Source organism: Chryseobacterium carnipullorum, from assembly GCF_003815695.1.
GTDB lineage: Bacteria > Bacteroidota > Bacteroidia > Flavobacteriales > Weeksellaceae > Chryseobacterium > Chryseobacterium carnipullorum.
Genome location: NZ_CP033920.1, coordinates 2,371,611 through 2,398,064 on the forward strand (window position 1 = coordinate 2,371,611; position 26,454 = coordinate 2,398,064).

Consider the following 26,454-nt stretch of genomic DNA (forward strand, 5'->3'; position numbering starts at 1 on the left):
ATAAACAAGCTTAATGCCCTGTTTATTATTTTGTAGGGCATCCGTTGTTCTCAACAGGTCCAGGAACCGTGACGCACTTATCATACAAATCGATGACACCGTCAAGATCCATATCTAAAGCTACACCGGCACCATCCACTCTTGCTCCTGCAGGAGTATCTAACTGTCTGTCCCAATCGTCGCAAACCCCATCATTGTCAGCATCACCTTTTTCACATACAACAAGCTCTGTAGAAGCATTTTCTAAAACGCTTGTTCTGTAATAAGCTTCCTGAAGTGGGTCATGCCATGCCAAGTGGGATAGATTTTTTCCTAATTTGAAAGAAACACCTAAAGTAACAGTCCATGCATTATCAGACCTTGAATCGCTGATCATGTTATACTTTGAGCCTGGTACTGCCGGGTCATAATCGTTTGGACCTGCCCATCCGCCTCCGTCAAATTCATCATCACCACTTATGATATACATGGTTCTTGCTTCGATATCGATAAGTCTTGAAACGTTGTATTTCAATCCTGCTCCAAACTGATAGAATAGAGAGTTGATGTCTAAATTCTGCTTGATAAACAATGGAACTCTTTTAGGAGTATTACTCCATCTGTATTCATTTCCATCATGCAGAGAAGTATTGTAACCCTGGAAACCAATTCCTGCATAACCATGGAAAGCCCATCTGTAAGGGGAATGATTATCTACTCTTCTCAATAAATTGGAAAAGTTTACATCTCCCATTAATGCAACCTGATCAAATTTGGTTGTTGCTGTACCTACACCAGCCAAAGCACCGGCTACCCCTTCTAATTGTGCTTTCTGCTTTGTTTCACCTCTCTGGTAGATAAGGCTTAATCCAAAAGCATGCGTGATCTGCTTGTCAATACTTACATAAGCATTATAGCCCCAGTTGACCTTTTTGTCATAAAAAGATCTTAAATCGGAATGAGCCATAAATGCAGCACCACCACCAACAGAAATAGACCAGTCGTTGAAACGTCTGGACTTATTGTCGAATGGCTTTACATTAGCAGAACCTGAAGAGAAGGTATTAGGATACTCAGTTGAAGAGTTTACTGTTGTACTGTCCTGAGCATAAGCTGTGATAGGAAGTGCGGCCAATAATAATAAACCTAATTTCATATTGTATGTTTTATGTTTTTTTATTTTAGATAAAATCTTTCAATAATATTTTAGAAAAATCCCTTTCAAATAAATGCTTTTGATGGGGTATTTCTAATCTTTCGGATCTGAATTTCAGATCATTATATTTAATGATATCAATATCTATTATTCTATCGCTATAGCCTCCAGATGATGTTGAATCATTAATTCTACCCATTTCAGCTTCAATACCTTTAACAAAATCAAGCAGTTGAATTGGTGAAAGACGCGTGAATATTATTGATGCAATATTACAAAAAATATTGGAACTAACAAATTCTACGGGTTCAGTAATTAAAAATTCGCTTGTTTGTGATATTTCATTCCCACCCTCACTGATTTTCTGTAAAGCGTGTTCCAAATTTTTTTTTTGATCTCCGAGGTTACTTCCGAGTAACAAAACGACCTTATTCTGCGACATATTGGAAAATTGATTGATTTATGAGAAGTTTCTTTAAAAACGTATTGGCAAATATAGTGGCAATTGTCCTATTATGTGCCGTATTTTTCGTCTTTTTCATTATGATGATTGTGTTCAGTTCCATGGGGAATGAAAAATCCATTGCAGTGAAAGACAATTCTGTGCTGACGATTAATTTAAAGACCAATATAATAGATAGCCCAACGGAAGAGCAAGTGGGCCTGTTCAATATCAGCGAGAAAAGCAAAAGTGTTTTGCTTTATGATGTTCTGGAAGCCATCAGGAAAGCTAAAACAGATGATCATATTAAAGGTATAAGTATTGAAGCTGATGATCTGCATGCAGGAATGACGCAAATAGATGATATCAGAAATGCGATTGAAGATTTTAAAAAGAGTGGAAAATTTGTATATGCTTACGGAAATGCTGTATCACAGGCTTCTTATTATTTAGGATCTGTAGCTGATCAGTATTATCTTAATCCATCCGGAATGATAGATTTGAAAGGATTGGCTACGGAAGTTACTTTTTTTAAAGATTTCGCAGATAAATATGGAATTGGTATAGAAGTTATCCGTCACGGAAAATTTAAGTCAGCAGTAGAGCCATTCCTTAGAAATGATATTTCTCCTGAAAATAAAGAACAGCTGGGTACGCTTTTAAATGATATCTGGAAAAATACATCCACTAAAATGGCGGTTTCAAGAAAGATTGATACTGCACAGTTTAAAACGGTTGTTGACAGTTTATACGGAATGATTCCTGAATTGGGCTTGAAATATAAACTGGCTGATAAACTGATCCAGAAAACGGAGTATGACCAGATGATAAAATCTAAGTTGAGTCTTAAAGAAAAAGAAAAGCTGAATAAGGTATCGTTAACCGGCTATATTAATTCTTATGCAGATGAAGAAAAGTCTGGTGAAAAAGTAGCTATATTATACGCTTCAGGAGGCATAAACAACGGAGATGGCTACAATGAAATCTATTCTGAAAAATACATCAAGTACATCAGAGACCTTCAGGATGATGATAAAGTAAAGGCTGTGGTCTTCAGAATCAATTCTCCAGGAGGAAGTGCCAATGCTTCGGATGAGATTTTATTCGAGCTTCAGCAGTTGAAAAAGAAAAAACCTTTAGTGGTTTCTTTCGGTGACTATGCCGCTTCAGGAGGATATTATATTGCAATGGCTGCAGATAAGATCTATTCTGAACCTAATACACTGACTGGATCTATCGGAGTTTTCGGAGTGATACCTTATTATAAAGACCTTGCCAACAAAAACGGTGTTCGTTCAGATATTGTCTCTACCAATGCGAATTCTCAATACTACTCAGCGCTGAACGGGGTGACGCCTTACGGGGTAAATCTGATCACGAGAAGCGTAGAAGGAACCTATAAGAGATTTGTACATTTCGTTACGCAAAACAGAAAGCAGACTTTCGAGCAGATTGACAGTGTAGGAGGGGGAAGAGTATGGAGTGGTGTTCGTGCCAAGCAAATCGGGCTTGTAGATGAACTGGGAACATTGAATGATGCTGTGAAATTTGCTGCTCAAAAAGCAGGTTTAAAATCTTATCATGTTTCTTCTTACCCTAAAAAAATGACTCCTTTTGAGCAGATTTTCAAAGACCTGAATGAGGAAGATATTTCCGCAAGAATCATTAAAAATAAAATAGGAAAAGCCAATTATGAAATCCTTCAGCAAATCACCAGTGAAAAACTGAAGTCTGAGGTGAAAATGGAAATGCCTTATCAAATCAAGATCAACTAAACTAAATTATATTGTACAAAAAATCCCGGGACTGAATTTCAGTTCCGGGATTTTATTTTTATCTGCCAGTGTTAGCTTCTCTTGGTAGCCATTCCGTAGATCCAGAGGACAATTAAAGCTCCTCCTATAGCCAGAATCCAGCTTCTTGGATTCCAGAATGAAGTAACGTCTCCCCAGTGCAGGACATAAACTCCTATTGCACCACCCACGAAAGCTCCGATGATCCCCAAAATAATAGTGATCAGCCAGCCACCTCCCTGGTTACCCGGCATAATCATTTTTGCGATTGCTCCTGCCAATAGACCGAAAATAATCCATGTTAAAATTCCCATAGTTGCAAATTTTTTAAGTGTTAATATTTATTGATTTGTTTGCTGGTTTAAGGGAAAACATGATGTGAATCATCTTTTCTTGAAAAATGAGTCAACAAATTCCGTACCATTGAAAAGTTGAAGGTCCTGCATCTTTTCGCCAACCCCAATATATTTCACCGGAATCTGGAACTGATCTGATATACCGATCACCACTCCGCCTTTGGCTGTACCGTCAAGTTTCGTTACTGCCAGTGCATTTACTTCAGTGGCTGCCGTAAACTGTTTGGCCTGCTCAAAAGCATTCTGTCCGGTAGAACCGTCAAGAACCAGCAGGATCTCATGAGGGGCATCTGGAATTACCTTTTGCATGACTCTTTTAATCTTGGAAAGCTCGTTCATCAGGTTGATCTTATTATGAAGTCTTCCTGCGGTATCAATGATTACCACATCTGCGCCCTGTGCAACGGCACTCTGTACAGTATCAAAAGCGACAGAAGCCGGATCTGAGCCCATATCCTGTTTTACGATAGGAACACCTACTCTTTCGCTCCAGATGGTCAGCTGGTCTACTGCTGCCGCTCTGAAGGTGTCTGCTGCTCCAAGCACTACCTTTCTGCCTTCAGATTTAAACTGGTGCGCGAGTTTCCCGATGGTCGTTGTTTTTCCTACTCCGTTGACGCCAACTACCATGATGACATAGGGTTTTTTGGAACTGTCTATATTTCCTGTTCCCGCGTGCGGATTTTCAAGAAGCAGTCCGGAGATTTCTTCACGAAGGATATTGTCAAGTTCACTTACACTTACATATTTGTCACGCGCAACGCGTTCTTCAATTCTTTCTATGATCTTGATGGTGGTAGATGCGCCTACATCGGATGCGATCAGTATTTCTTCAAGGTTATCCAGTACTTCATCATCTACTTTGCTTTTACCGACTACGGCCTTCGTCATTTTTTCAAAGAAACCCTGGCTGGATTTTTCCAGGCCCTTATCTAAAGTTTCTTTTTCTTCTTTTTTGAAAATATTTTTAAACCAACTCATAGTTTGTTCTTATTTGTTTTTTATAACTGCCGTGGCTTCTACTTCTATAAGTACGTCATCTCTGAAAAGACGGCTCACTTCCACAAGGCTGCTCACTGGAGGATTCTGAAGGTTGATATATCAATCACGAATTTTTCTAAAGTCTGGTGTTTTGGAAATGTCAGTGATAAAGATTCCCAGTTTTACAATGTTCTTTCCTGTAGCTCCATATTCTTTCAGGATGTTTTCGATATTTTTAAATACCTGCTGCGTTTGCTTTTCTACATCGTTTCCTACAAGGTTGCCGGCTTTGTCCAATGGAACCTGCCCGGAAAGAAAAATCATTTTGGAATTTCCACAGTCAATGCTTGTTGATTGTGAAAGCCCTTTAATGGTAAATACTTCAGCCGAGTTTCTGAATTCTACATTGTCCATCTTTTTCTGACTGAATGAAAATAGAAAAAATTCTATGAAAACCAGAATGAAAATCTTTTTCATATGGGTGTATATTGAATTGATTAATAATCTGGTGAACAAAGATAACAAAAAAACTACCCAAAATATGAGTAGTTTTTTATATTGTAAATAAAGTGGAGATTATTTCTTCAAATAACCGTCTACTTCGTCTGCATTCATTACTTTTTCTTCAAAAACGTAAGCACCTGACTTAGATGACTTAACCATTTTCACAACTTTAGTCATTTTTTTTGACTGTCCGCTTTGTAGGGTTGCTACTACTTTCTTTGCCATGGTAAATTATATTTATAAATTACTTGATTTCTTTGTGAAGGGTAGATCTTTTAAGAACAGGATTATACTTCTTAAGCTCTAATCTCTCTGTAGTGTTCTTTTTATTTTTAGTAGAAATGTATCTAGACATTCCTGGCATACCACTTTCTTTGTGCTCTGTACATTCAAGGATTACTTGAACTCTGTTTCCTTTTTTTGCCATGATTTATTAATTCTTTTTAATCAATCCGTTTCTAGTAGCTCTTTCAATAGCTTCCTCGATTCCAATCTTGTTAATCACTCTCAATCCATGAGCTGATACTTTCAGTGTTACGTGCTTATCTTGCTCCGGAAGGTAAAATTTCTTCTCTAATAAGTTAATTTCAAAACGACGCTTCGTTTTGTTATTAGCGTGAGAAACGTTGTTACCAACCATTGCACGCTTTCCTGTTATTTGGCAAATTCTTGACATATCTCGATGTTCTTATTTGTATAATATTTGAGAGTGCAAAATAACGAAGAATTTTTTATATAGACAAATCTTTTGGAAAATATTTACAAATAACAAGCTGATTAATAATCATGAATTTTAAAATAAACGAAATCATGACATCCCCTGAGCCAAGTGACTGATATATTTCATGTAAACTTTCTTCTCAATGCAAATCCTAATGTTTTATCTTTGTTTTTAATTAATCTAAATAAAAATAATATGAGGAGGATTTGTATTCTTTTATCTATGCTTCCGGTTGGACTTGTCGCACAGGATTTTGCTGAAATTCAGACCGGTATGAAGGATTTCTATTACGGGGCAGCGGATGCAGCTGATATGGATGGCGATGGAAAACTGGATGTAGTGATCAACGGAGCCATTGATAGTGACAGTGATGGAAATGTAGACAGCTCTTTTAATGAAATATATAAGAACAACGGGACTTCACTGGTGCCATATGCTAATCTGGGAGTGGGTTCAACCCATCTGGGGGATATCAAATTCATGGACTTTAATAATGATGGTCTTTTGGATATTATATCTACAGGCCTGAGTTATAATGATGTGGTCAACTATAAGCATTACAGATTCAAAAACACAGGAAATGGTTTTTCGAAAGAAGCAGACCTTGCCGGAAAGATTTACGGATCTCTGGAAGCTTTTGATTTCAATAATGATGGTAAAATAGATTATGCGATCAATGGAACTCATTACGTAGAAGGGGCTGGCTTCATAAATAATATGGATTTTTATAAAAATACGGGAACTGATTTTGAAATTTTTAAAGGCTGGTTGCCAGGAACACAAAACGGAAATTTCAAATTTGTGGATCTAAATAATGATCATCTTATGGATCTTGTCATTTTTGGAGTAGCTGATGGTGATATTCCAATTGCTAAAGTCTATATCAACCAGGCAGGAACCCTGACGTTTACGCAAGATCTTACAGCATTAATAAGTGGGAAAATGGATTTTGCAGATTTCAATGCAGATGGCTATCAGGATATTGTCATTACCGGACAGGATACCAACTACTCAGGATTTCTTACCGTTCTTATGAATGATGGAACCGGACATCTGGAGGTACAGCAAATTAGTACTCCGGAGATTGCAGATTCATCTGTAATGACGGGAGATATCAATAATGACGGATACTATGATTTCATTGTTTCCGGAAATGATGAAAATAATGATGCCGTCGTGAAAACTTTTTTATATGATCCTTCAAATCAAAATTTCACTGAAAATATACCTACAGGACTGCATACTTTAGGAGGACCGGGTTTTGTCAATTTACTTGACTTTAACAATGACCACCGTCTGGATGTTTTGTTGGCCGGATTTGATTGGGCAGATTCGGGCATGCCTTCACTTACCAAAATTTTTAAAAATACTTCTACTGAAGTTAATCTGAAACCTCTACCTCCTGCAGTCATTAAGGTTGTAAAAACAGGAAACCGTTTTAATTTTTCGTGGAGCGGGGCATCTGATGACAAGACACCAGTGAAAGCGCTGCGCTATGAAATCAAAGTTGGAACTACACCCGGAGCGGGTAATATTGCAAAATACATAGTAACAACGCCGTCATGGTTCCTGGATCTCGATCCTTCTATTCAGAATGTGTACTGGAGTGTAAGATCAATCGATGCTTCAAAGGTGTTTTCCGATGCCTCTTCTCAAAATGCATTGGGAACGCTTGATGTAAAATCAGAGAGCCAGATATCAGTTTACCCAAATCCGGCATCAGAAAAAATATTCATTAAAGGAGAAAAAATTTCAGATGTTGAGCTGTATTCTATAGATGGCAGAAAGCAGAATGTTGTTTTAAATAACGACCAGTCTGTTAATGTATCCCATCTTACAAAAGGGAGTTACGTTGTAAAAGTGAAAATAAAAAACGAAATAATCATCAGGAAACTCATTATTAAATAACTGAATCGTTCTATTAGTGAGAAAAGCCAGTCGTCCAGCTGGCTTTTCTATTTCTTATTTTTTTCGTTGTTATGCGGGTAGACCACCCCGTCAAAAATTCTTTGAATTTTCGCCACCCCTCCATGGGAGGGGAATTTTAGTCGTTTGAATGATGGTCATCTATTTTATGCAAGTATATTTCCCTCGGTAGAAAAAGGAATTATGTACTTGAGATTTCTTACCAATAAATAGGCTGGTCAGTACAGGCCATTAGCGCTATTGGTGTTGAAAAAATCATCACTATTAAGCTTTTTTAATCTTGCTTCTGAACTTCTCAATCAAAAAGTAAAACAGTAAAAAGCCCAGTGCAAAAATGGAAAATCTTGATAAAAGATCTCCTGCTCTCGTGTAGAAGGTCATGGTTTCATAAAGATTCACTTTTGCAAATAATGTGGTCTGATCTCCGTAGAAAGTATCGGCTACTACTTCTCCTTTAGCATTGATATGTGCAGAGATACCGCTATTGGCAGCACGGGCAATTTCTCTTCTGTTTTCGATAGCTCTTAGTTTTGCGTAAGAGAGAAGCTGTTTATGTCCTTCCGTAACTCCCCACCAGGAATCATTGGTCATAATGCCTAAAAAGTTGGCTCCTTTCTTTACATAATCGGTTGTAAACTCACCGTAAATGCTTTCATAACAAATGATGGGTGCCATACGGCCTTTGTTGTACGGATTTGAAAATGCCATTCTTTCTTTATCTATTCCCAAAGAGGCCACTGTTCCGCCTAGGTTGAGCATGGCATCCCCCAGAAGAGGTTTTAAAACACTCATATACGGGAAGATTTCCACTCCAGGAACAAGTTTCCCTTTGTGATATACCTGAATTTTTTGCTGTGGTGCAACCTGAATGGCGGTATTATAACTTTCTACCCAAAGATCAGGATTGAGCTGGTAAGCTTCTTTGGGAAGGTTTTCTTTATTTTTATAAAAGCGGTGTGAAGAAATTCCTGTTGCGAAAACAGAGCCCGGATGTTTTGATAAAAATCCTTTAACATTATTTAAGAGCAAACTTTTCTCAAAAGCGGTTTCAGAGATGGATCCTCTTCCGGGAAGAGCAGTTTCCGGAGCGATATAATAATCGATTTTGCCTTTTGAATTATTCTCTGCTAAAGTTAACAGGTCGTTTTCAATGGTAAGACTGTCCTTTGAATACTTTTCAGCGTAAGGATCAAGATCAGGCTGAAGCATCAGAACATTCACCTGTCCGGAAGATTTTTCGTTGAAGTTATTGTATTTGATTATTGAAACAATCATAGGTAGAATAATCAGTACCCCTACAATAGAAACGTTTCTGATCAGATCTTTTCTTTTTCTTCCTGCTTCCCAGGTTCTTATCGTGTAGAAAATTAAAACATTGATTAGCAGGATCCAAAAGCTTCCACCGGTTGCTCCCAGTGTATCATACCACTGTATCAGTTTAGGGTAATCTGAGAATACGTTTCCTAAATTCAGCCACGGCCATGTCAGTTCCCAGTTAAGGTGAAATTTTTCAAAGCTCATCCATATAGCGATCAGAAAGGCTAATCCCCAGTAGGTTCCCTGTGCATTCTTGTACCAATGATAGCACTGGAAAACAAGAGAGTACAGGAAAGAATTCACGAGCACCGGAAAGATCACTGCCATCATCGAGTGACTTCCGTCCGGGTTTTTGGAGCCATAAAGCCATCCGGTTGTTACAATATTCCAGATCACAAAACAAAGGTAAGAGAGCCCAAAGACCATCCAGCTTTTTCTATTATAAGCTGAAAATTTGGATATGCCGTGTTCCATCATCAATAGCGGAACAAGGGCAAAAAATATAAAGAACGGTACTCCGTAAGTAGGCCACGACACAGACAGCAATATCGCTGAAATGAGTGTAAGTAAAAGGTATTTCATTAAATTAATTTAACAAACAAATTTAATGTTTTTGAAATGAATAAATTTGCACTTGATGTTAAAGAAATTTTATAAAATTATTATTGTTCCGTATACACTGACTTTGCTCTATCTGATGTTTTTAGGAATGGGCAGATTTCAATACGAAGATAACCAGATTACCGTAGAACCTATTCTCTCTACATTGGAGTTTATTCATAACACCATTGGATGGAAGGAGATCGTGGTTATTGTGCTGGGCAATATCCTCATGTTCATTCCTTTTGGTTTTTTGGGCTGGATCTTTCCTCAGCTTAAAGATCTGAAAAGGCTGTTGTATGTCTTCGTTTCTTCCATAGTCATCGTTGAAGCGCTTCAGTATTTTACAAGAATGGGGATATTTGAGGTTGATGATATTATTCTTAATACTTTCGGTGTTTATCTTGGATGGTTGCTTTGCAGGCTTGTAGAAAAGAAATTTAGCCGTTTAGTTCTTTAGCCCGTTTTTCAGCATTTAAAATTCCGTTTTTTAAAATTTCTTTAAAACTGTTATCTTCAAATGTTTTTAACGCTGCTTCCGTAGTTCCGCCTTTGGAGGCAACGTCTTTGATAAGCTCTTCAAGGCTCTTTTCAGAATTATTGATCAGGTGGTAAGCGCCCAACATCGTTTGTTGAACAAAAAGTTTAGAAAGATTCTCTTCAATACCCATTTCTACGCCAGCTTTTATCATGGCATCTACGATATAATAAAAATAAGCAGGTCCGCTTCCTGAAAGTGCCGTAACGCCGTCCATGAGGTCTTCGTTTTCCAAATAGACAGATCTTCCGGTGCTGTTCAGGAGTCTTTCAATATTGATCAGCTGGCTGAAGGAAATACCGTTGGCGGCTGTGTATCCGGTAATTCCCATTCCCAGAAGAGTAGGAGAGTTAGGCATTGCTCTTACGACAAGCGGGTGATGTAATAACTGCTGAATCTTTTCAATCTTGATTCCGGCCATAATCGACAGGACCATCTGGTTTTCTTTTAATGTGAAGTGAAAGTTCTGTGCAACATGCAGGAAATCCTGAGGTTTTACAGCAATGATAATAAGATCGGCATCCAGTTCCTGGGTTTCTTCAAAAGTAGAGATTTTGGATTTTGGAAACTCTTCGGCAATCTTGGAAATCTTAGACTGACTTCTTGTGATCAGATGAAGATGTTCAGGCTTAATCAGATCGTATTTTAAAAATGATTTTGAAAAGGAAAGGCCCATATTACCGGCTCCGAGAATAGCGATTTTCATATTTGTGCTCTTTTTTTAGCTAAAATAGTGATTTTGTTGACAAAAAAAAGACAGTTATTTTCAGTAACTGTCTTTTGTATATTATAAAATATTCACTTCCCGTTCGAGTTCTATCCCAAACTTCTCCTGTACGGAATGAATGATCTCAGTAGAAAAATCAAAAATTTCTTTTCCCGTAGCATTTCCTGTAGCATTCACGATGACCAGAGCCTGAAGTTTATGTGACGCTGCATTTCCAATTTGTTTTCCTTTCCATCCGCATTGCTCTATAAGCCATCCGGCAGGTACTTTTACCACATCTCCGTTGGGATAGCCGGGAATATTTTCAAATTTCTTTTTCAGATCTTCAAATTGGGACAAAGGAATGGTTGGGTTTTTAAAAAAGCTTCCTGCATTTCCGGTCATTTTTGGATCCGGAAGTTTGCTTTGTCTGATATTGATGACGGCTTTGGAAACATCCTGAATGGTAGGATGAGTAATTCCCAGATTTTCCAGTTCAGTTTGTATCGCTCCGTATTCCGTTTTAATATGATGCTCTTTTTTTGTTAATTTGAAAGTGACGTCCAAAATCACATACCTCCCTTTTCCTTCCTGCTTGAAAATGGAATCCCTGTAGCCAAAATGACACTGTTCCAGATTAAACGTTTTCAATCCAAGATTTTCAAGATCCAAAACGGTACAACTTACAAAAGTATCCTTTATCTCAGTTCCGTACGCGCCGATATTCTGCATGGGTGAAGTGCCTACATTGCCCGGGATTAAAGAAAGATTTTCCAGTCCGCCATAGTTTTTATCAAGGCTGTACTTTACGAATTCATGCCAGTTTTCCCCTGCTTTTGCTGTTACAAGAACCTCATTTTCACTCAGGTCTTCCTCTTCGATTCCTTTCAGGCTAAGTTTAATGGTAAGTCCGTCAAAATCTCTGGTCAGCAGAATATTGCTTCCGCCGCCTAAAAATAAGACCTTAAAATCATGATTTTTAGAATAACGGATGGCCTCCTTAAGTTCTTCAATGGTAGTTGCTTCAATAAAATATTTTGCTTTGACGTCAACGCCAAATGTATTGTAAGGCTTTAGGGAAAAATTTTCTTGCATATTGTTATTGGTATTCTGTTGGAAGAATCATATTGAGCTGTTCTTTAAACTGTTTCAGCTGTTGGTAATGAAGCGTATCTGCATAAGAGTTGACATAGATGTGTGACTTTTTCGGAGTTCTGATCTGAAACGTTTCGTCAATACCGTCTACAGACTGTTGGCTGGGAGAGCTTTGGATCTCATCAAGATCTTTAGTCTTAATCGAAGATATCAGCTGTTTCCAGATGGGTACACTAATTGCTGAGTGCCATTCCTGATGAGTTCCGCGGGCCGCAATTCCCTTCTCTGCATGGATGGAATCCTGAGTAACTTTGATAATTTTATAATCTCCCTGATCACCTCCGATATTGGATACACTAATGAAGGTTATTTCATTGGAATTTTGGTGGACGGCAGAAACCTCTTCCTTTTTTTGGTCACAGGAAAAAAGTGCCGGCAACAAAAATATTGAAAACAGGAGTTTCAGATAAGTATTTTTTATTGCCGGCACCATAGATTATATTTTAAAGACTAAATTCTTCTCTGTATTTCTTCAGCGCTTGTTTAAGAATTTCAGCACTTCTTTTAAGATCTTCTTCTTTCAGTACGTAGGCAATTCTTACCTGTTTTTTTCCTAATTCAGGATCACTGTAAAAACCTCCTGCCGGAGCTACCATGATCGTTTCATTATTAAGAGAGTATTTTTCTAGTAACCACTGTGCAAATTTCTCAGTATCATCTACCGGAAGTTCAGCAACACAATAGAATGCTCCCTTTGGTTTAGGGCAGATTACTCCTGGAATACCGTTCAGAAGATCTACCAGAATGTTTCTTCTGTGGGTATATTCTTCTCTTACCGCTCTGATGTATGCACCGTCGTTCTGGTGAGCTGCTGTTGCTGCGATTTGTCCCAAAAGAACAGGGCTTAATCTTGCCTGTGCAAAAAGCATCGCTGCATCATGGATCTTCTTAGAACGGGTCAGCAGGCATCCGATTCTTACCCCGCACATCGAATAACGCTTGGATTCTGAATCAATGATGATGCAGTTTTCACTAAGTTCAGGGAAATCCAGCATAGAGATCTGCTGCTTTCCATCATAAACATATTCTCTGTATACTTCATCAGAGATAATAACGATATCATATTTCAAAGCAATTTCTGCTAACTTCTGAAGCTCTTCACGAGTGTAAAGATAGCCTGTAGGGTTACCTGGGTTGCAGATAACGATTGCTCTTGTTTTTTCTGTAATTTTTTTCTCAAATTCTTCGATCGGAGGAAGGGCAAAACCTGTATCAATCGTAGATGGAACAGCTACCACATGAACATTGAAGGTGCTCGTAAAACCATTGTAATTGGCATAGTAAGGCTCAGGAATGATGACCTCATCACCATCATCACATAAAGTAGAGATCGCGAAGTTTAGCGCTTCAGAACCTCCGTTTGTTACAATGAAGTTATCAGGTGTCAGGTCTGAAAAACCTAAAGTATGATAATACTCTGTAAGGGCTCTTCTGTATTCTATATTACCTTCAGAAAGTGCATATTCTAATACTTTAAGATCAATGTTCTTTAAAGCATTTAAAGCGGTTTCCGGCGTTTCAATATCAGGCTGACCGATATTAAGGTGATATACTTTTATTCCCTGCTGTTTCGCTTTTAAAGCGTAAGGAACCAGTTTTCTTACCGGCGATGGCGGCATATGCTGTGCTCTGTTTGAAATATTCGGCATTGTTCAAAAAATTTGTATGGCAAAAATAAGATTTAATTTCTCAATAATAAAATAACCTGTTGTCCATTTTGAAAGCTTTTTAATTGTTTTGGAAATCAGTAAATTAAAATTGATTGCTACTGATTCTGTGGATTGAGAAGTAAATTTTTTTTATTGATGTTTGATACTGGCTGTCAGCTTGTTGAAAAATATTGACTATTCCAGATTGATGATGAGACAAAATGATTGAAATTGTCAAAATAATACATTAAAATGTGAATAAAATATTTGGTCAGAAAATAAATTTTCTATATAGTTAAAATATTGATATCGTAATATTATTGGCTTATATTTGTTTATTTTGTAAAATTATCAGTTTTGTATTGTGTTTTTTATTAAATTTAAGCGATAATAAAAAATAATCATGAAATTACATTTACCATTGAGAGTTCTTCCTATGATGACTCTTTTTGCGGCATCATTGATGAATGCCCAAAATTTTCAAACGATGCCAGTCCAGTCCGGATATACGGCAGATGTTATTGCCAACGATGTAGGGTCCGCAATGACGTCTACTACAGAAGATGTTGATGGCGTGTCGTTTGCATTTGTCGCGCGGGATTTTAAACTTACTGCTACAAGTACACCCATTACCTACGGACTTCCTGTTAATGGAATTATTAATTCTGCCGTGGCGTCTACACCTGGACTGAGCTTTAAACTGGGAGATTTGTATGGAAATAATTCCTTAAAAATTTCCAGTAATACTACAGGAAGCAATAGCGGAACACTATCATTTATCACACCTGTTCCCGCTTTTAAAGTCTATATGCTTTCTACCGGAGGAAGCGGAACGTGTACAGTGAATGTAACTGTCAACTTTACAGATGCTACCTCTCAGACATTTTCCGGAGTAGCGATTTCCGACTGGTACGGAGGAACAAGTTATGCAGTCCAGGGAATCGGAAGAATTAACAGAAGTAATAACGTTCTGGAACCGAATTCTACCAATCCAAGACTTTACCAGTCTGTCTTAACGATAGATGCTGCCAATCAGACCAAACCTATTCAAAGTGTTACCGTAGCCAAAGTTGGGGGGACTGGAATTGCCAATATTTTCGCCTTCTCTGCCGATGCTTATACCGACTGTGTAGCTCCAACACTTCAGCCTGTGGGGACGCTTACTTCAACTTCTGCTCAAGTTTCATGGACAATCCCAAGCAGCGTTCAGGCGGTGAGCTATGATGTGTATTACAGTACAACCAATACAGCACCAACAAGTACAACGGTACCTAATCACCCTGGAGTAACAGGAAATACCTTTACGATTCCCTCCTTATCACCAAGTACAGTCTACTATTACTGGGTGAGAAGTAATTGCAGCACGGCAACGGCACAGAGCGGTTGGTCATTGTCGGGAACATTTACCACACTTTGTGGTACGGTTGTCCCTTCGTATACTCATGATTTCAGCAGCTTCCCGGGAACATGCTGGACAGCCGGACTTTCGGGGGGAACTCCTGCCACAGCTCCTACCGGTACCACTCCCTATTGGATGTCGGGTGGCTTTTTAGGAGTCGGGTCTGGCGGATCAGCAACGATCAACTTATATACTACCGGAAGAACAGGCTGGCTTAAAACATTACCATTTAATCTGTCCGCAGGTTCTTACAAAGTGAAATTTGATTATGGTGTAACGGCCTATTTTAGTACCGCTGCTTCACCTATGGGATCTGATGACGTTGTTCATTTCCTGGTATCGAATGATGGAGGAACAACATGGACCATTCTTGAAACATGGAATGAGGCCAATGCTCCCACCAATACTTCGACTCAATATTCTTATAATTTAACAGGATATAACAGTGCCAACACCGTATTTGCTTTTTACGGAACAGACGGAGCCGTGAATGATGATCCTGATTATAATTTTTATGTTGATAATTTTAAGGTGGAAAGTGCTCTGTTAAGTACTTCAGAAATAAAAGAAGGAGTGAAGAAAGCATCAGTTCATCCTAATCCATTCAAAGATATTCTGTATATCTCAGACAGCAGAGAAGTGAAATCTGTAACCGTAGGAGATACTTCCGGAAGAACGGTCAAAACTTTTACCGGAGCTTTGAAGGAACTGGACTTAAGTACACTGAATACTGGATTATATTTTGTTACGATCTATTTCAAAGACGGTTCACAGTCTACGGTGAAAGCAGTCAGAAAATAATTTTTTTTAAGGTCAATAAAATTGAGCGGCAGTGCATTTATGTACTGTCGTTTTTTTTGATTCAACATATTCATAAATTTTGTTATTTTGGATGATTATAAAATTCAATTGACAATGCAAATTCCAGCAGACTCCGTAGCCGATTATATTTCAAAAATTCCTGAGGAAAGACAGGAGGTATTCAAAAAGTTCTTCGATACTGTGAATGATAATCTGCCGGAAGGTTTTCAGGAAACCACTGCCTACGGGATGGTAGGTTGGGCAGTTCCCCTGGAAAGATATCCTGCTGGCTATCACTGTACGCCAGGTTCACCTTTACCATTTATAGCATTAGCTTCGCAAAAGAACTTTATTGCATTGTATCACATGGGAATGTATGCAGATCCTCAATTGCTGGAATGGTTTGTCGCTGAATATCCAAAGTATTCCAAAAGAAAACTGGATATGGGAAAATCATGCGTCCGCTTCAAAAAAATGGATGATATTCCTTTTGAACTTATCGCTGAGGTCAGCAAGAAAATAACACTGGAAGAATGGATTGACATGTATGAAACTCAGTTTAAAAAGAAAGAAGAGCCCACTTCAAAAAAGAAATAGACTCTCGACTTACTTTATATATCTAATCAAAAAATAGCAAAAGCTTTTTGACTGCTTAAATTTTTCATGGACATGGCTTATCGGATAGAAATTACATTTATGCTAAAGAATAAAAAAAAATCATTGAGGATGATGTACTCAGTTGAAAATAAGCTTACTATTCAAACGACGATCATTCCCCTCCCATGGAGGGGTGTCAAAAATTCAAAGAATTTTTGACGGGGTGGTTAACAATGCCCCCGAAACCTAACCAAATAAATACAATCATCATCAAAAATCAATATCCCAGATCCCGGTTTTCCTTTCCAATTCAATAAGCGCTACCGCATTATCTGCAAGTGTTTCAATATAGCGCTGTCTGATATCATTATAGGTCCTCTGTGCGTTCAGAACTTCCAAAATGGAACTTTCACCTCTCTGATAACTATAAATAATACCATCCAGAATACTTTTGGCTTCGGAAAGCATTCCATTGTCAAATTGTTTCAGCTGTTTCTGGGTGGCCTGATACTGATAATAAGCCTGCATAACTTCTGTTCGGATGCTGTTTTCGATCTGCTTATACTCCGTTTCTGCCTGCTTACGTCCTATTTCTGCGATTTTCAGATCAGCATTTCTGCGGTTTGAAAACTTCAAAGGAATGCTGGCTCCCAGCTTTATGGCGTTCACAGCGGGGGAAGGAGCAATTTCATTGGTTGCCCAGGTGCTATGCTCTGCGCCTACACTTAATCCCAAATCAATGATACGGTTTGCCTTTTCAAGCTTAATCAGGCTGGCGGCTGTATGGATATTCTGTTTTGAGGCCAAAAGATCAGATCTGGTATTAACAGCCTCCAAAATAAGATCTTCAGAATTAAAGTCTCTGTTAAAAGCCTTTAAGTTTCCACTAATTTCTTTTTCTTGCTGATCCGTTCCCAGAAATATAAAAAGTGCTGAGAATGATTGTCTGCTGATGCTTTCTGCCTTATAGAGATCATTCAGTAAAGATGAAGCTTCCAGTTTGCTTTGTCTGGATGTCACCTGAGAGATAGCGCCCAGCCTGTATCGGATGCTGTCGGATGTTGCAAGTTGATGCATGCTGAGGTAAGAATCTTTCTGGATGTCAACAAGAGCTTTTGTTTTTAATGCTTCAATGTATCCAACAGACGCATCCGCTATCAGGTTTCTTAAAAAATCCTGAAGTTGAAGCTTAGAATACTCAGCCTGATTTTTTGCAGTTTCTATCCTTGCTTTTCTTTTCTGACCAAGTTCCAAAGTCCAGTTTACTGAAGTTCCGATCGTATACCCCATTTTTTTTGAAACTCCATTGTCTGAAGTTTCCATTTCAAGCTGGGGATCCGGAAACAATCCCGCCGTCAGGATAGAAGCTTCCGTCATACTGACATTATATTTTTGAGCAGCATAGTTTAGATTTTTTTCTCTGACCTCACTCAGATAAGAGGCAAAATTTAAAGTTTCTTTCTCCTGGGCATTTACGGAAATTTGAAATAAGAGCCCAAGTGATATGGTGAAAATGATTTTAGATTTCATTCGAATTAATTTTTTGTTTGTCAAAATGATATTCTGCGAGATAATAGATCGCCGGCAGGATAAATAAAGTAAGCAGCGTTGAAAACATAAGACCATATACAATGACTGTAGCTAAAGGTCTCTGAACATCAGAACCAATTCCCGTAGCCAGTGAAGCCGGAAATAGTCCTATCACAGCAACGGAAGCAGTCATCAGTACAGGTCTGAAACGATCTTCCGCTCCTTTAACCACGGACGTTTTTAAATTAAATCCCTGCTTTCTGAGCGTATTGATGTGAGATACCATAATTACTCCGTTCTGTACGGCTACTCCGAACAGGGCAATGAAGCCCACCGCTGACGAAACATTTAAGGTCATACTCCGTACATTCAATGCCAGCATGCCTCCGAATAAAGCAAGGGGAATAATACTCATCAGAACAAGCGCCTGTCTGAAGCTTCCAAAGGCTCCGTAAAGCAGTAAGAACATCACAGACAGTGCGATCGGAACAATGAATGCCAATCGGGAGTAAGCCCTGTTTTTGTTTTCAAACTGCCCGCCCCATTTGATCTGGTATTTCAGATGATCATAGCGAATATCTTTTTCAATAGTATTCTGCGCTTCTTTCAGAAAAGAGGAAAGATCCCGATCCCTTAAATTCAGTTTAACGGTGAGATGTCTTTTATTCATTTCTCTTGTAATGGTGCTTTCTCCCGTGCTCAATTTAATCTCAGCTACCTGTGAAAGAGGTATTTTGGCACCTGAAGTTGAAGTCAGCATAAGATTTCCTACCTTATCCGGAGTGTTTCGGCTGTTTTCGGCATACCGGCACGAAATATCATATACCTTATTGCCGATGAAGATTTGTGAAATAGCCTTTCCACCCAAAGCTGTTTCGATGAGGTCTGCCACATCGGAAACATTCAGTCCATACTGAGCAATTTTATCCCGGTCTGCAATGATCTGAAGTTGGGGAAGCGGCGGTTCCTGATCAATAGCAAGATCTGCAGATCCCGGAATTGCTTTTAAAGTAGAAAGAATCTGTTCTGCAATTTTTCTGGTTCCGTCAAAATCATCACCGTATACTTTTACAACCAGTTCACTGTGTGCACCGGAAATTTTGTCCATAACCCCGTCAATCATAGGTTGTGAAAATCCTACCGAAAACCCCGGCATATTTTGATAATCATCAGCCAGTTCCTTGATAAGATCCGCTTTGGTTTTGCCTGATGCCCATTCTTTGTAAGGTTTTATGCCTACAGAAACTTCAAAATGGGAAGCCGTCCAGGGATCTGTTCCGTCATCATTCCTTCCGGCCTGTACCATCACATAAGTAACCTCTGAATGCTTCATCGTCTGAGTACGTAATGAATCACTCATCTCCCTGGCTTTATCCAATGAAATTCCTGGAGGAAGCTGTACCTGAAGCCAGATAGATCCTTCATCCAGTTCCGGAAGGAAGTCTTTGCCCACCATAAAAGAAAGGAGTCCTGCGGAAAATAGGATGATGCCTGCCGGAATCAGCATTTTTTTAGGAGCTTTTATAACCTTATCAATTCTTTTACCGTAAAGACTACTTATTTTTTCGAGCCAACGGTTGTGAAATATCTTCTGGGGCTTTCTGTAAATAACATAGGCAAGCCCGGGAATCAAGATCAAAGCGGCGGCCAATGCCCCAAGTAAGGCATATCCGATCGTAAAAGCCATAGGAGTGAAGAGTTTCTTTTCTACCCGTTCGAAAGCAAATAAGGGAAGATAAGCTGTAATGATAATGACGGTAGAAAAGAAAATAGGTTTTGCAATCTCGGTTGCTCTCTGGATGATGGTCTTTTCGTTCAGTTCATTTTCCGGGTGGTCTTCTCTCTTTTTTAAAATAACTTCCAGCATCACAATCGATCCGTCTACAATGATCCCGAAATCTATTGCGCCTAATGAAAGCAGATTAGCAGGGATATTTGTGAAATACATCAGGATAAATGCAATAAGAAGCGACAAAGGAATGGTAATGGCAACAAGCAGTGCTCCTCTCCAGCTTCCCAAAAATATAATCAGGATAATGATCACCAAAACAATTCCTTCGGTTAAAGTATGGGTGACCGTAGTCAGGGTTGTATTAACAAGATCTGTTCTGTCCAGATAAGGATGAATTTTGACACCAGCAGGAAGAATATTGGTATTCAGCTCTTCAATAGCCTGATGAACATCTTTTAGAACGACTGAAGGATTTTGTCCTTTTAGCAGAAGTACAATTCCTCCGGTACTTTCATTATAATTCCGCGTCCTGTCTGTATAACCCAGAATTCCTTTCCTTTCAAGATTGCCGTATTTCAGAGTTCCCACATCATTCAAAAATAGCGGAACCCCCTTTTCTGTTTTGATAACAATTTTACCTAAATCATCTAGGTCTTTGATCAGTCCTATTCCCCGTACCACATACGCCAGATCACCTCTTGGGAGCATACTTCCTCCTGCGTTGCTGTTGTTTTTAGTAATGGTTTCAGTGACTTCAGATAAAGAGAGCCCATATTGATCCAGCTTCTGAGGATCCAGCTCGATCTGAAACTGGGTCGTGATTCCTCCAAAATTGGTCACATCTGCGATACCTGTTACCTGTTTGATTCTTGGAATAATGACGAAATTCTGCAGGTCCGTCAGTTCTCTCAGACTTTGTCCGTTTCCTTCAATAATATAGCGGTAAATTTCTCCCACAGGAGAGGTCAGAGGATCTAAGCCCGGCTGGGCATTGTAAGGAAGTTCAGCCTCGGAAAGTCTTTCCTGGATGCGCTGTCTTGCCCAATAATCATCAACGCCATCATCAAAAACCATGGTAATGATAGAAAGTCCGAAAGTGCTTTTGCTTCTCATGATGTGCATTCCCGGCAAACCATTGAGTGATCTTTCCAAAGGAATGGTGATCTGCTGTTCTATTTCTTCGGCAGCAAGCCCCGGAACCTGAGTTACCACCTGCGATGTCGTGTCGGCAATATCAGGATAAGCCTCCACAGAGAGCTTGGTCCATGAATAATATCCAAAAATTCCTAATAATAAGAAAAGGGCAAGCATCAGCCATCTCTTCTGTATAGAGAGTGTGAGTAGTTTTTTCATAAAATTGATTTAATAGTCCGGAAGTCGTTGGCTCAGTGGGCAAAGGCTTTCGGAAGGATGAAAAGAGGTGTTATTTTGTCCCGGGCATATAAATTCCCCCCTGGATCATGATGATGTCTCCAGGTTGTAGTCCTGAACTGATCATGGTTGCTTTCTCGGAAGTGCTGCCGGGATTGATGAAACGTTTTGTAAATTCATTTCTTCCTGTTTTTATCCAGACATACTGACGGTCGCCCTGTTGCATCAGTGCTTGTGAGGGGATAATCACGGCTTTTTCTGTTCCTGCAGAATAAGTGACAGCCGCAAACATTCCTGGTTTTAATTTTCTTTGCGGATTATCACATTGGATTAAAACCTTGATACTTCGCGTATCTTCATCTACCAGTTCGCTGATGTGATATACCTTTCCGGTAATTTCCATATCCGGATAGGTATTGATTTTCACCGATACAGGGTCGCCAGGACTGATAAAACGGATATCTTTTTCCTTCACCGCACCTGTGATCCATACTTTTGACAGTTCAGCGATGATGACAACCTGTTCGGAATCTTCTTTCAGATATTGTCCGGTAACGATCTTATTGGAAATAATTTCTCCACTGATCGGTGCTTTAATAATGTAGGTTCCTCCTGAACCCTTGCTGTTGTAAGCGTTCAATGTAGACGAAGCATTGGAAAGAGAGGTTTTCTTATTCTGATATTCAGTTTCTGCCTCTTCCAGTTCCTTTTGGATCCCTACACCGTGTCTGAAAAGATCTTGCTGACGTTTGTAATTTTTTTCTGCAAGTCTTACATCGTTCATTGCATCAGAATAATCTTTACGGACGGAAGAATATCCGGGGGCAAGGATCTCAAAAATAGGACTTCCTGCCTTTACGGTTTGTCCGATATTGATAAAGGATCTGATCACGCGCCCTGAAAATGGACTTGCTATCTCTGCATAATTATTTGGAATGGTTTCTATAGTTCCGGCGGAAGTGATGTTCTTGCTGTACTGCTGCTCCGTAACCGTTTCAGTGATGATCTTTTTTAATACCGGATTGTTTTCTGATATGATGACATGATTTCCTTTGATACTAAAGGTTTCTTTCTGCTGAGGTTCTTCTTTCTTACCGCTGCAGGAAATAATAAAAGCAAGAACAGGAGTAAAGAATACTGATTTCATTGAGAATATTTTAATAAATCGGGTTTCATTGTTTAGAATCATTGTACATTGAGTTTTAAGTTTATAAATCGTTTTCAGTTCCGATGATTTCCCAGCTGACTCGGGTAATTTTATCTTCCAGGGTGAGCCTGCTGATCGCTTTTTCGATCATGTTATCCTGAGGTGAAGAAGAATAGACTTCTGCAGAAATAATAATATTTTCCGGGGTTTCGGTATCATCGCTGGTCAGAGATTTTAACAGGATCTGATCAGTTGAATTGAAAGACTGCATCAGCAATACTCTTGCATGGTTTTCGATTTCCGTTCTGCATTGAATCGTGATAAGATATTCGGAGGTACTGGCGCGAATTGTTTTGGAGCCTAATGTTTTTCCCAAAGGACGTAATACAGTGTGGATTAAGATGATGAGTCCGGCAGTTATTCCGGCTTCGGTCACGAATCCCAAAGCAGCCAGTGAGCCCACAGAGGCAGAACACCAGATGGTAGCAGCAGTGTTCAGTCCACGTACGGTTAGTCCGTCTTTCATGATAACGCCGCCGCCAAGGAAACCAATGCCGCTAACGATGTATGAGGCTATTCTACCTGTAGCATCACCGCCGATTTTAAGAGATAATAAAACAAATGCTGCCGATCCCAGACATACCAGTGTATTGGTCCTGAGCCCTGCACTTTTCTGATGCCACTGTCTTTCAAAACCAATGGATGCACCCAAAATAAGAGCAGCCAGTAAGCGGGTAGCAAATTCTAATGTATTCATAACTTTTTCTTTTTAGCAGGCCTTTTTCAGGCATACAGAAAAAGCATGCTCAGAAAAGGCTTACGGTTGATAATAACTGGAAGGATCTGCGTCCATAGTTGGAATTATTTTGCTGCAAAAGTAGTGGTAACGGCTGGGAGAAGCTGTTAGAGATGGTTTAGAATGTTATTAGAATTTGATTAGAGAGGCTAGATTTTAGAAGTTAGAGTGAAGTTATATACGTCGTATTCTGATATCATTAACCTATAGTTAAATTGTGACGTCTATTATCTATCTTCTTTTCTCTTTCATCTTTTACCTTTTCTCCTCTGTCTAAAAAGTGATTTGAAAGCTGGTTGTATTTTCTCCTGAAGAAATCTGGATTTGAGCGTGATGAAGACTAATAATCTTTTGGGTAAGGTAGAGGCCTATTCCGTATCCTTTTTTGTCAAAGGAATTTTCTGCTCTGTAGAAAGGTTTAAATATATTCCGCTGATCCTTTTCGGAAACAGGCAATCCATTGTTGATCAACTTAATGGAAAGGTGATCAGATACAGCCGAAACATTAATAAAACAGGTATTGTCTGAAGCATATTTACAGGCATTATCAATCAGGTTATTGAATGCAACCAGAAGAAGATAAGGATTTCCTTTATGGATCAGTTTCTGCTCATCAATTGCCGGATCAATGTTGAGGTTGATTTTATACTGAGGATTTTCTTTCTTGATTTTAGCGTAAGACTCCATCAGTATTTCGTCTACTCTGATTTCTGAAAAGCTTATTTCAGCAGGGTCATAGCTGGCTTTGGCCAGATCCATTAAACTTCCGGAAAGCTTACTCAAATTTTTCACATCCGTTAATGCATTCAGGATAATCTTTTGATATTCCTCCTGGGTGTAATTTTTCTGCAGAGCCAGTTCCAGTTCAGCGGTCATGGCAGCGAGTGGGGTGTTGAGTTCGTGAGAAATATTGGAGACAAAATGTTTTTGTGTGCTGAAAGAGTTGTCTAGTCTTTCCAGCATCTGGTTGAAGTTTTTTTCAAGTTCGTGGAACTCTCCTTTTTCTTCAGACTCATCCAACCGGAGTTGAAGTTTTCCAGCGTTGATCCTTTTGATCTGTTCCACCATTTTCACAGCAGGACTGAGGGCTTTTTTAGAAAGAAAAAGACCTGCCAGATAAATAAGGACAAGAATAATAATGAATGAAATAATACTGATGGTCAATAAATGATTGATGGAATTATAACCATACTGATCATAAGCCGCCGCAGTGATTGCATACTGTTGTCCGTTATGGGAATAAACGATTCCTGTTACCTGCAAATCGTCCAGAAAGAAGAAAAGCTGTTTGCTTTTAAAGATTTTTGACAGCATTTCAGGGGTTTCCTTCACGTAATCCACTTTAGAATCATCATGATAAACAAGATTGAAATGGGAATCATAGATCGCGACCTGAACTTCACTCAGAGTCTGGGTATTGTTTTTATATAGCTGATGCATTTCCTTTTCGCTCAGTGCTCCCTGAAAAAAGAGATTGGCTTTGGCAACCGCTTCACTTTTAAGTTCCGTGTAAAATGAAGTTTCCCGGGCTTCTTTTGAAGAATAGTAGATCGCAACGCCATAAAAACTAATGAGCATCGCAGTGATTAGAGTAAAAAGTAAGGTAAGCCTGGTTCTAACTTTCATACCGGATCGTTAAGCGTTGGAATTATCTTCGTAGCCCTTTTTCAAAATAAACCCCATACCTGCTTTTGTATGAATAAGTTTGGTGTCAAAGCTGCGGTCGATTTTTTTTCTGATATAATTAATATAGACATCAATGAAATTTGTCCCCGTATCAAAATGGGTTTCCCATACATTTTCTGCAATTTCATGTCGGGAGAGAACCCTTTCAGGATTTTCAAGCAGGAATTTCATCAGGTTAAATTCTTTAGGAGTAAGCTTGATTGGATTTCCGGCACGAATGACCGTTTTTAATTTTAAATCCATCTCAATATCTTCGTAGTGCAACACAGATGAGGTTTCCGGACGATAGGTGGAATATCTTTTAAGCAGAACTTTCACTCTCGCTATGAGTTCCCTCATTTCAAAGGGTTTGGTAAGATAATCATCTGCCCCGGAATCAAAACCTTCCAGCTTATCATCCGTTGTTCCTAATGCAGTCAGCATAATAACCGGGATCTCGGGCTTCAGTGCCTTGATTTCCTTGCAGAATTCCAGTCCGTTTTTAACGGGAAGGATAATATCAGTGATGATAAGATCAAAATCCATTAATTCGGTAAGCTTGAGTGCTGTTTCACCGTCCGCAGCAATATTTACTTCCATCTCATTTTCCATTACTCCTCTCGCAATCAGCTGCGAAAGTCTTTTATCATCTTCAACTAACAGGATATGAGGCATAGAAGTCAGGTTTTATTGCTGGTTCTGCAAAGGTAATTAAGTATTTTCACATACATATAATGAATGCAATTTGTAATTTTGACCACTTAATGATAAACGCGTTATGATTAGATTAAAAAAAGTTCTGTTTTTGAACTTTGTAAAAACCTTTACCTATAGTAGTATATTAGCTGTGCTACTTCTTGTGCAGAGTTGTACTTTTCAACCCGGAGCCGGACAATTAAAGAACGGCGACCTGCTTTTTGTCACGGCAAAAGAAACAGGACTGTCGGGAGCAATTAATAATGTGACACAAAAGCAAAAAGAGGCCTCTTTTGATCATATTGGAATTGTGGAAAAGGAAAATAATCACTGGTATGTGCTGCATGCAGCTCCAAAAGGAGGTTCCCAGAAACAAGACCTGACCTCTTTTCTTAAAGACCAGTCTGATGAAGGGCAGAAAGTAATGATCTACCGCTTAAAATCTGACTATCAGAAATCTGTTCCCGAAGCACTTAAAAAAGCAGAATCTATGGTGGGAAAACCCTATAATTTCAATTATATTTTAGATGACAATTCGTATTACTGTTCAGATTACATAGAAAGAGCGTTCCGGGAAAGCAAAATTTTCACATTAGAACCTATGACCTTTATTGACCCTAAAACAGGGAAGACCAATGAATTCTGGACAGCATTTTATAAAAAGAAAAATCTGGCCGTTCCTGAAGGAGAACCCGGATGTAATCCAAATGGGTTAGCAGCTTCAGAAAAACTGGAAAGAGTAGGGGAACTCTAAAATACTACAGCTTCTAAAGATTTGAATGATCTTTAGAGGTATTTTTTTGTAAAATCAGTGATCTCCGTGTAATCTGTGGGGAAATAATTCCATTCTATTATCCTGAGCTTAAAAAAAAATAAGTTAAAATTTAAAATTATTAG

At 38.9% G+C, this 26,454-nt stretch carries 25 protein-coding genes; 6 read left to right on the plus strand and 19 right to left on the minus strand.

All coding sequences use genetic code 11. The annotated features are described in order from the left end of the window. Window positions 1-25 precede the first annotated feature (25 nt). Together EG346_RS10770 and folK are read right to left on the minus strand one after the other, a co-directional pair. Window positions 26-1,135: a flagellar motor protein MotB gene (locus EG346_RS10770; RefSeq protein ID WP_073334426.1), complete on the minus strand. Its 1,110-nt coding sequence runs from the start codon at window positions 1,133-1,135 to the stop codon at window positions 26-28. A 25-nt stretch (window positions 1,136-1,160) separates the two neighbouring features. Further along, on the minus strand, window positions 1,161-1,577 hold the full coding sequence (gene folK / locus EG346_RS10775; protein WP_123878579.1) for a 2-amino-4-hydroxy-6-hydroxymethyldihydropteridine diphosphokinase: 417 nt from the start codon (window positions 1,575-1,577) through the stop codon (window positions 1,161-1,163). A 20-nt stretch (window positions 1,578-1,597) separates the two neighbouring features. On the opposite strand from folK, the gene sppA reads away from it, so the two are divergent. Further along, entirely contained in the window at window positions 1,598-3,352 is a 1,755-nt protein-coding gene (gene sppA / locus EG346_RS10780; protein WP_123878581.1) for a signal peptide peptidase SppA, read from the plus strand. A gap of 71 nt (window positions 3,353-3,423) precedes the next feature. Here the strand turns inward: sppA and EG346_RS10785 are convergent, their stop codons facing one another. From EG346_RS10785 to rpmB, 6 genes are all read right to left on the minus strand, one after another. Next, on the minus strand, window positions 3,424-3,684 hold the full coding sequence (locus tag EG346_RS10785; protein ID WP_073334429.1) for a GlsB/YeaQ/YmgE family stress response membrane protein: 261 nt from the start codon (window positions 3,682-3,684) through the stop codon (window positions 3,424-3,426). Between the two features lie 69 nt (window positions 3,685-3,753). Then, window positions 3,754-4,707 (minus strand): signal recognition particle-docking protein FtsY, encoded by a 954-nt coding sequence (gene ftsY, locus EG346_RS10790; RefSeq protein WP_073334430.1) that lies wholly within the window; start codon window positions 4,705-4,707, stop codon window positions 3,754-3,756. Window positions 4,708-4,827: 120 nt separating this feature from the next. Then, window positions 4,828-5,184, minus strand: coding sequence for a RidA family protein (locus EG346_RS10795; protein WP_228425797.1), 357 nt, complete (start codon window positions 5,182-5,184; stop codon window positions 4,828-4,830). A 99-nt stretch (window positions 5,185-5,283) separates the two neighbouring features. Beyond that, a complete protein-coding gene (locus EG346_RS10800) occupies window positions 5,284-5,436 on the minus strand; it encodes a DUF4295 domain-containing protein (protein WP_002976755.1) in 153 nt (50 codons plus the stop codon). Between the two features lie 19 nt (window positions 5,437-5,455). After that, window positions 5,456-5,638 carry a 50S ribosomal protein L33 gene (gene rpmG / locus EG346_RS10805; protein ID WP_027373683.1) on the minus strand — a complete coding sequence of 61 codons (183 nt, stop codon included), beginning with the start codon at window positions 5,636-5,638 and terminating at the stop codon, window positions 5,456-5,458. A 6-nt stretch (window positions 5,639-5,644) separates the two neighbouring features. Next, complete coding sequence (gene rpmB / locus EG346_RS10810) at window positions 5,645-5,887, minus strand: 50S ribosomal protein L28 (protein ID WP_002976757.1); 243 nt, start codon at window positions 5,885-5,887, stop codon at window positions 5,645-5,647. A 240-nt stretch (window positions 5,888-6,127) separates the two neighbouring features. On the opposite strand from rpmB, the gene EG346_RS10815 reads away from it, so the two are divergent. Beyond that, complete coding sequence (locus EG346_RS10815; protein ID WP_164466109.1) at window positions 6,128-7,840, plus strand: T9SS type A sorting domain-containing protein; 1,713 nt, start codon at window positions 6,128-6,130, stop codon at window positions 7,838-7,840. 282 nt (window positions 7,841-8,122) lie between these two features. Here EG346_RS10815 and lnt read toward each other — a convergent pair whose 3' ends face one another. Further along, window positions 8,123-9,757: an apolipoprotein N-acyltransferase gene (gene lnt, locus EG346_RS10820; protein ID WP_123878583.1), complete on the minus strand. Its 1,635-nt coding sequence runs from the start codon at window positions 9,755-9,757 to the stop codon at window positions 8,123-8,125. A 55-nt stretch (window positions 9,758-9,812) separates the two neighbouring features. On the opposite strand from lnt, the gene EG346_RS10825 reads away from it, so the two are divergent. Beyond that, window positions 9,813-10,235, plus strand: a complete 423-nt coding sequence (locus tag EG346_RS10825) for a VanZ family protein (protein WP_123878585.1) — start codon at window positions 9,813-9,815, stop codon at window positions 10,233-10,235. Here EG346_RS10825 and proC read toward each other — a convergent pair. The 4 genes from proC to EG346_RS10845 all read right to left on the minus strand — a co-directional run bounded on the left by proC (window position 10,216) and on the right by EG346_RS10845 (window position 13,823). Beyond that, window positions 10,216-11,019, minus strand: a complete 804-nt coding sequence (gene proC / locus EG346_RS10830; protein WP_073334434.1) for a pyrroline-5-carboxylate reductase — start codon at window positions 11,017-11,019, stop codon at window positions 10,216-10,218. The genes EG346_RS10825 and proC overlap by 20 nt on opposite strands. 81 nt (window positions 11,020-11,100) lie before the next feature. Further along, window positions 11,101-12,114, minus strand: a complete 1,014-nt coding sequence (gene murB, locus EG346_RS10835) for a UDP-N-acetylmuramate dehydrogenase (RefSeq protein ID WP_123878587.1) — start codon at window positions 12,112-12,114, stop codon at window positions 11,101-11,103. Window positions 12,115-12,118: 4 nt separating this feature from the next. Then, window positions 12,119-12,607 carry a hypothetical protein gene (locus EG346_RS10840; protein WP_123878589.1) on the minus strand — a complete coding sequence of 163 codons (489 nt, stop codon included), beginning with the start codon at window positions 12,605-12,607 and terminating at the stop codon, window positions 12,119-12,121. Between the two features lie 10 nt (window positions 12,608-12,617). Next, on the minus strand, window positions 12,618-13,823 hold the full coding sequence (locus EG346_RS10845) for a pyridoxal phosphate-dependent aminotransferase (protein WP_123878591.1): 1,206 nt from the start codon (window positions 13,821-13,823) through the stop codon (window positions 12,618-12,620). A 403-nt stretch (window positions 13,824-14,226) separates the two neighbouring features. On the opposite strand from EG346_RS10845, the gene EG346_RS10850 reads away from it, so the two are divergent. Beyond that, the gene (locus EG346_RS10850; RefSeq protein ID WP_123878593.1) at window positions 14,227-16,023 is read left to right on the plus strand and encodes a T9SS type A sorting domain-containing protein; all 1,797 of its coding nucleotides are present in this window, start codon (window positions 14,227-14,229) and stop codon (window positions 16,021-16,023) included. A gap of 114 nt (window positions 16,024-16,137) precedes the next feature. Beyond that, entirely contained in the window at window positions 16,138-16,620 is a 483-nt protein-coding gene (locus EG346_RS10855) for a DUF1801 domain-containing protein (protein ID WP_073334438.1), read from the plus strand. 270 nt (window positions 16,621-16,890) lie between these two features. Here the strand turns inward: EG346_RS10855 and EG346_RS10860 are convergent, their stop codons facing one another. The 6 genes from EG346_RS10860 to EG346_RS10885 form a co-directional block, all read right to left on the minus strand. Then, the gene (locus EG346_RS10860) at window positions 16,891-18,150 is read right to left on the minus strand and encodes a TolC family protein (protein ID WP_123878595.1); all 1,260 of its coding nucleotides are present in this window, start codon (window positions 18,148-18,150) and stop codon (window positions 16,891-16,893) included. Then, window positions 18,140-21,235 carry an efflux RND transporter permease subunit gene (locus EG346_RS10865; protein WP_123878597.1) on the minus strand — a complete coding sequence of 1,032 codons (3,096 nt, stop codon included), beginning with the start codon at window positions 21,233-21,235 and terminating at the stop codon, window positions 18,140-18,142. The genes EG346_RS10860 and EG346_RS10865 overlap by 11 nt, the downstream gene beginning before the upstream one ends. 70 nt (window positions 21,236-21,305) lie before the next feature. After that, window positions 21,306-22,400, minus strand: a complete 1,095-nt coding sequence (locus EG346_RS10870) for an efflux RND transporter periplasmic adaptor subunit (protein ID WP_123878599.1) — start codon at window positions 22,398-22,400, stop codon at window positions 21,306-21,308. Window positions 22,401-22,461: 61 nt separating this feature from the next. Beyond that, the gene (locus tag EG346_RS10875; RefSeq protein WP_073334441.1) at window positions 22,462-23,157 is read right to left on the minus strand and encodes an MgtC/SapB family protein; all 696 of its coding nucleotides are present in this window, start codon (window positions 23,155-23,157) and stop codon (window positions 22,462-22,464) included. Between the two features lie 312 nt (window positions 23,158-23,469). Beyond that, entirely contained in the window at window positions 23,470-24,822 is a 1,353-nt protein-coding gene (locus EG346_RS10880) for a HAMP domain-containing sensor histidine kinase (protein ID WP_123878602.1), read from the minus strand. Between the two features lie 9 nt (window positions 24,823-24,831). Continuing rightward, entirely contained in the window at window positions 24,832-25,536 is a 705-nt protein-coding gene (locus EG346_RS10885) for a response regulator transcription factor (RefSeq protein ID WP_073334443.1), read from the minus strand. A gap of 130 nt (window positions 25,537-25,666) precedes the next feature. Between EG346_RS10885 and EG346_RS10890 the strand changes: the two genes are divergently transcribed. After that, entirely contained in the window at window positions 25,667-26,311 is a 645-nt protein-coding gene (locus EG346_RS10890) for a YiiX/YebB-like N1pC/P60 family cysteine hydrolase (RefSeq protein WP_228425803.1), read from the plus strand. The last annotated feature ends 143 nt before the right edge of the window (window positions 26,312-26,454 follow it).

Bases quoted from the DNA above. Each gene is read 5' to 3' on its own strand.
- EG346_RS10770 (WP_073334426.1), bottom strand. From the start codon at position 1,135: ATGAAATTAGGTTTATTATTATTGGCCGCACTTCCTATCACAGCTTAT.
- folK (WP_123878579.1), bottom strand. From the start codon at position 1,577: ATGTCGCAGAATAAGGTCGTTTTGTTACTCGGAAGTAACCTCGGAGAT.
- sppA (WP_123878581.1), top strand. From the start codon at position 1,598: ATGAGAAGTTTCTTTAAAAACGTATTGGCAAATATAGTGGCAATTGTC.
- EG346_RS10785 (WP_073334429.1), bottom strand. From the start codon at position 3,684: ATGGGAATTTTAACATGGATTATTTTCGGTCTATTGGCAGGAGCAATC.
- ftsY (WP_073334430.1), bottom strand. From the start codon at position 4,707: ATGAGTTGGTTTAAAAATATTTTCAAAAAAGAAGAAAAAGAAACTTTA.
- EG346_RS10795 (WP_228425797.1), bottom strand. From the start codon at position 5,184: ATGAAAAAGATTTTCATTCTGGTTTTCATAGAATTTTTTCTATTTTCA.
- EG346_RS10800 (WP_002976755.1), bottom strand. From the start codon at position 5,436: ATGGCAAAGAAAGTAGTAGCAACCCTACAAAGCGGACAGTCAAAAAAA.
- rpmG (WP_027373683.1), bottom strand. From the start codon at position 5,638: ATGGCAAAAAAAGGAAACAGAGTTCAAGTAATCCTTGAATGTACAGAG.
- rpmB (WP_002976757.1), bottom strand. From the start codon at position 5,887: ATGTCAAGAATTTGCCAAATAACAGGAAAGCGTGCAATGGTTGGTAAC.
- EG346_RS10815 (WP_164466109.1), top strand. From the start codon at position 6,128: ATGAGGAGGATTTGTATTCTTTTATCTATGCTTCCGGTTGGACTTGTC.
- lnt (WP_123878583.1), bottom strand. From the start codon at position 9,757: ATGAAATACCTTTTACTTACACTCATTTCAGCGATATTGCTGTCTGTG.
- EG346_RS10825 (WP_123878585.1), top strand. From the start codon at position 9,813: ATGTTAAAGAAATTTTATAAAATTATTATTGTTCCGTATACACTGACT.
- proC (WP_073334434.1), bottom strand. From the start codon at position 11,019: ATGAAAATCGCTATTCTCGGAGCCGGTAATATGGGCCTTTCCTTTTCA.
- murB (WP_123878587.1), bottom strand. From the start codon at position 12,114: ATGCAAGAAAATTTTTCCCTAAAGCCTTACAATACATTTGGCGTTGAC.
- EG346_RS10840 (WP_123878589.1), bottom strand. From the start codon at position 12,607: ATGGTGCCGGCAATAAAAAATACTTATCTGAAACTCCTGTTTTCAATA.
- EG346_RS10845 (WP_123878591.1), bottom strand. From the start codon at position 13,823: ATGCCGAATATTTCAAACAGAGCACAGCATATGCCGCCATCGCCGGTA.
- EG346_RS10850 (WP_123878593.1), top strand. From the start codon at position 14,227: ATGAAATTACATTTACCATTGAGAGTTCTTCCTATGATGACTCTTTTT.
- EG346_RS10855 (WP_073334438.1), top strand. From the start codon at position 16,138: ATGCAAATTCCAGCAGACTCCGTAGCCGATTATATTTCAAAAATTCCT.
- EG346_RS10860 (WP_123878595.1), bottom strand. From the start codon at position 18,150: ATGAAATCTAAAATCATTTTCACCATATCACTTGGGCTCTTATTTCAA.
- EG346_RS10865 (WP_123878597.1), bottom strand. From the start codon at position 21,235: ATGAAAAAACTACTCACACTCTCTATACAGAAGAGATGGCTGATGCTT.
- EG346_RS10870 (WP_123878599.1), bottom strand. From the start codon at position 22,400: ATGAAATCAGTATTCTTTACTCCTGTTCTTGCTTTTATTATTTCCTGC.
- EG346_RS10875 (WP_073334441.1), bottom strand. From the start codon at position 23,157: ATGAATACATTAGAATTTGCTACCCGCTTACTGGCTGCTCTTATTTTG.
- EG346_RS10880 (WP_123878602.1), bottom strand. From the start codon at position 24,822: ATGAAAGTTAGAACCAGGCTTACCTTACTTTTTACTCTAATCACTGCG.
- EG346_RS10885 (WP_073334443.1), bottom strand. From the start codon at position 25,536: ATGCCTCATATCCTGTTAGTTGAAGATGATAAAAGACTTTCGCAGCTG.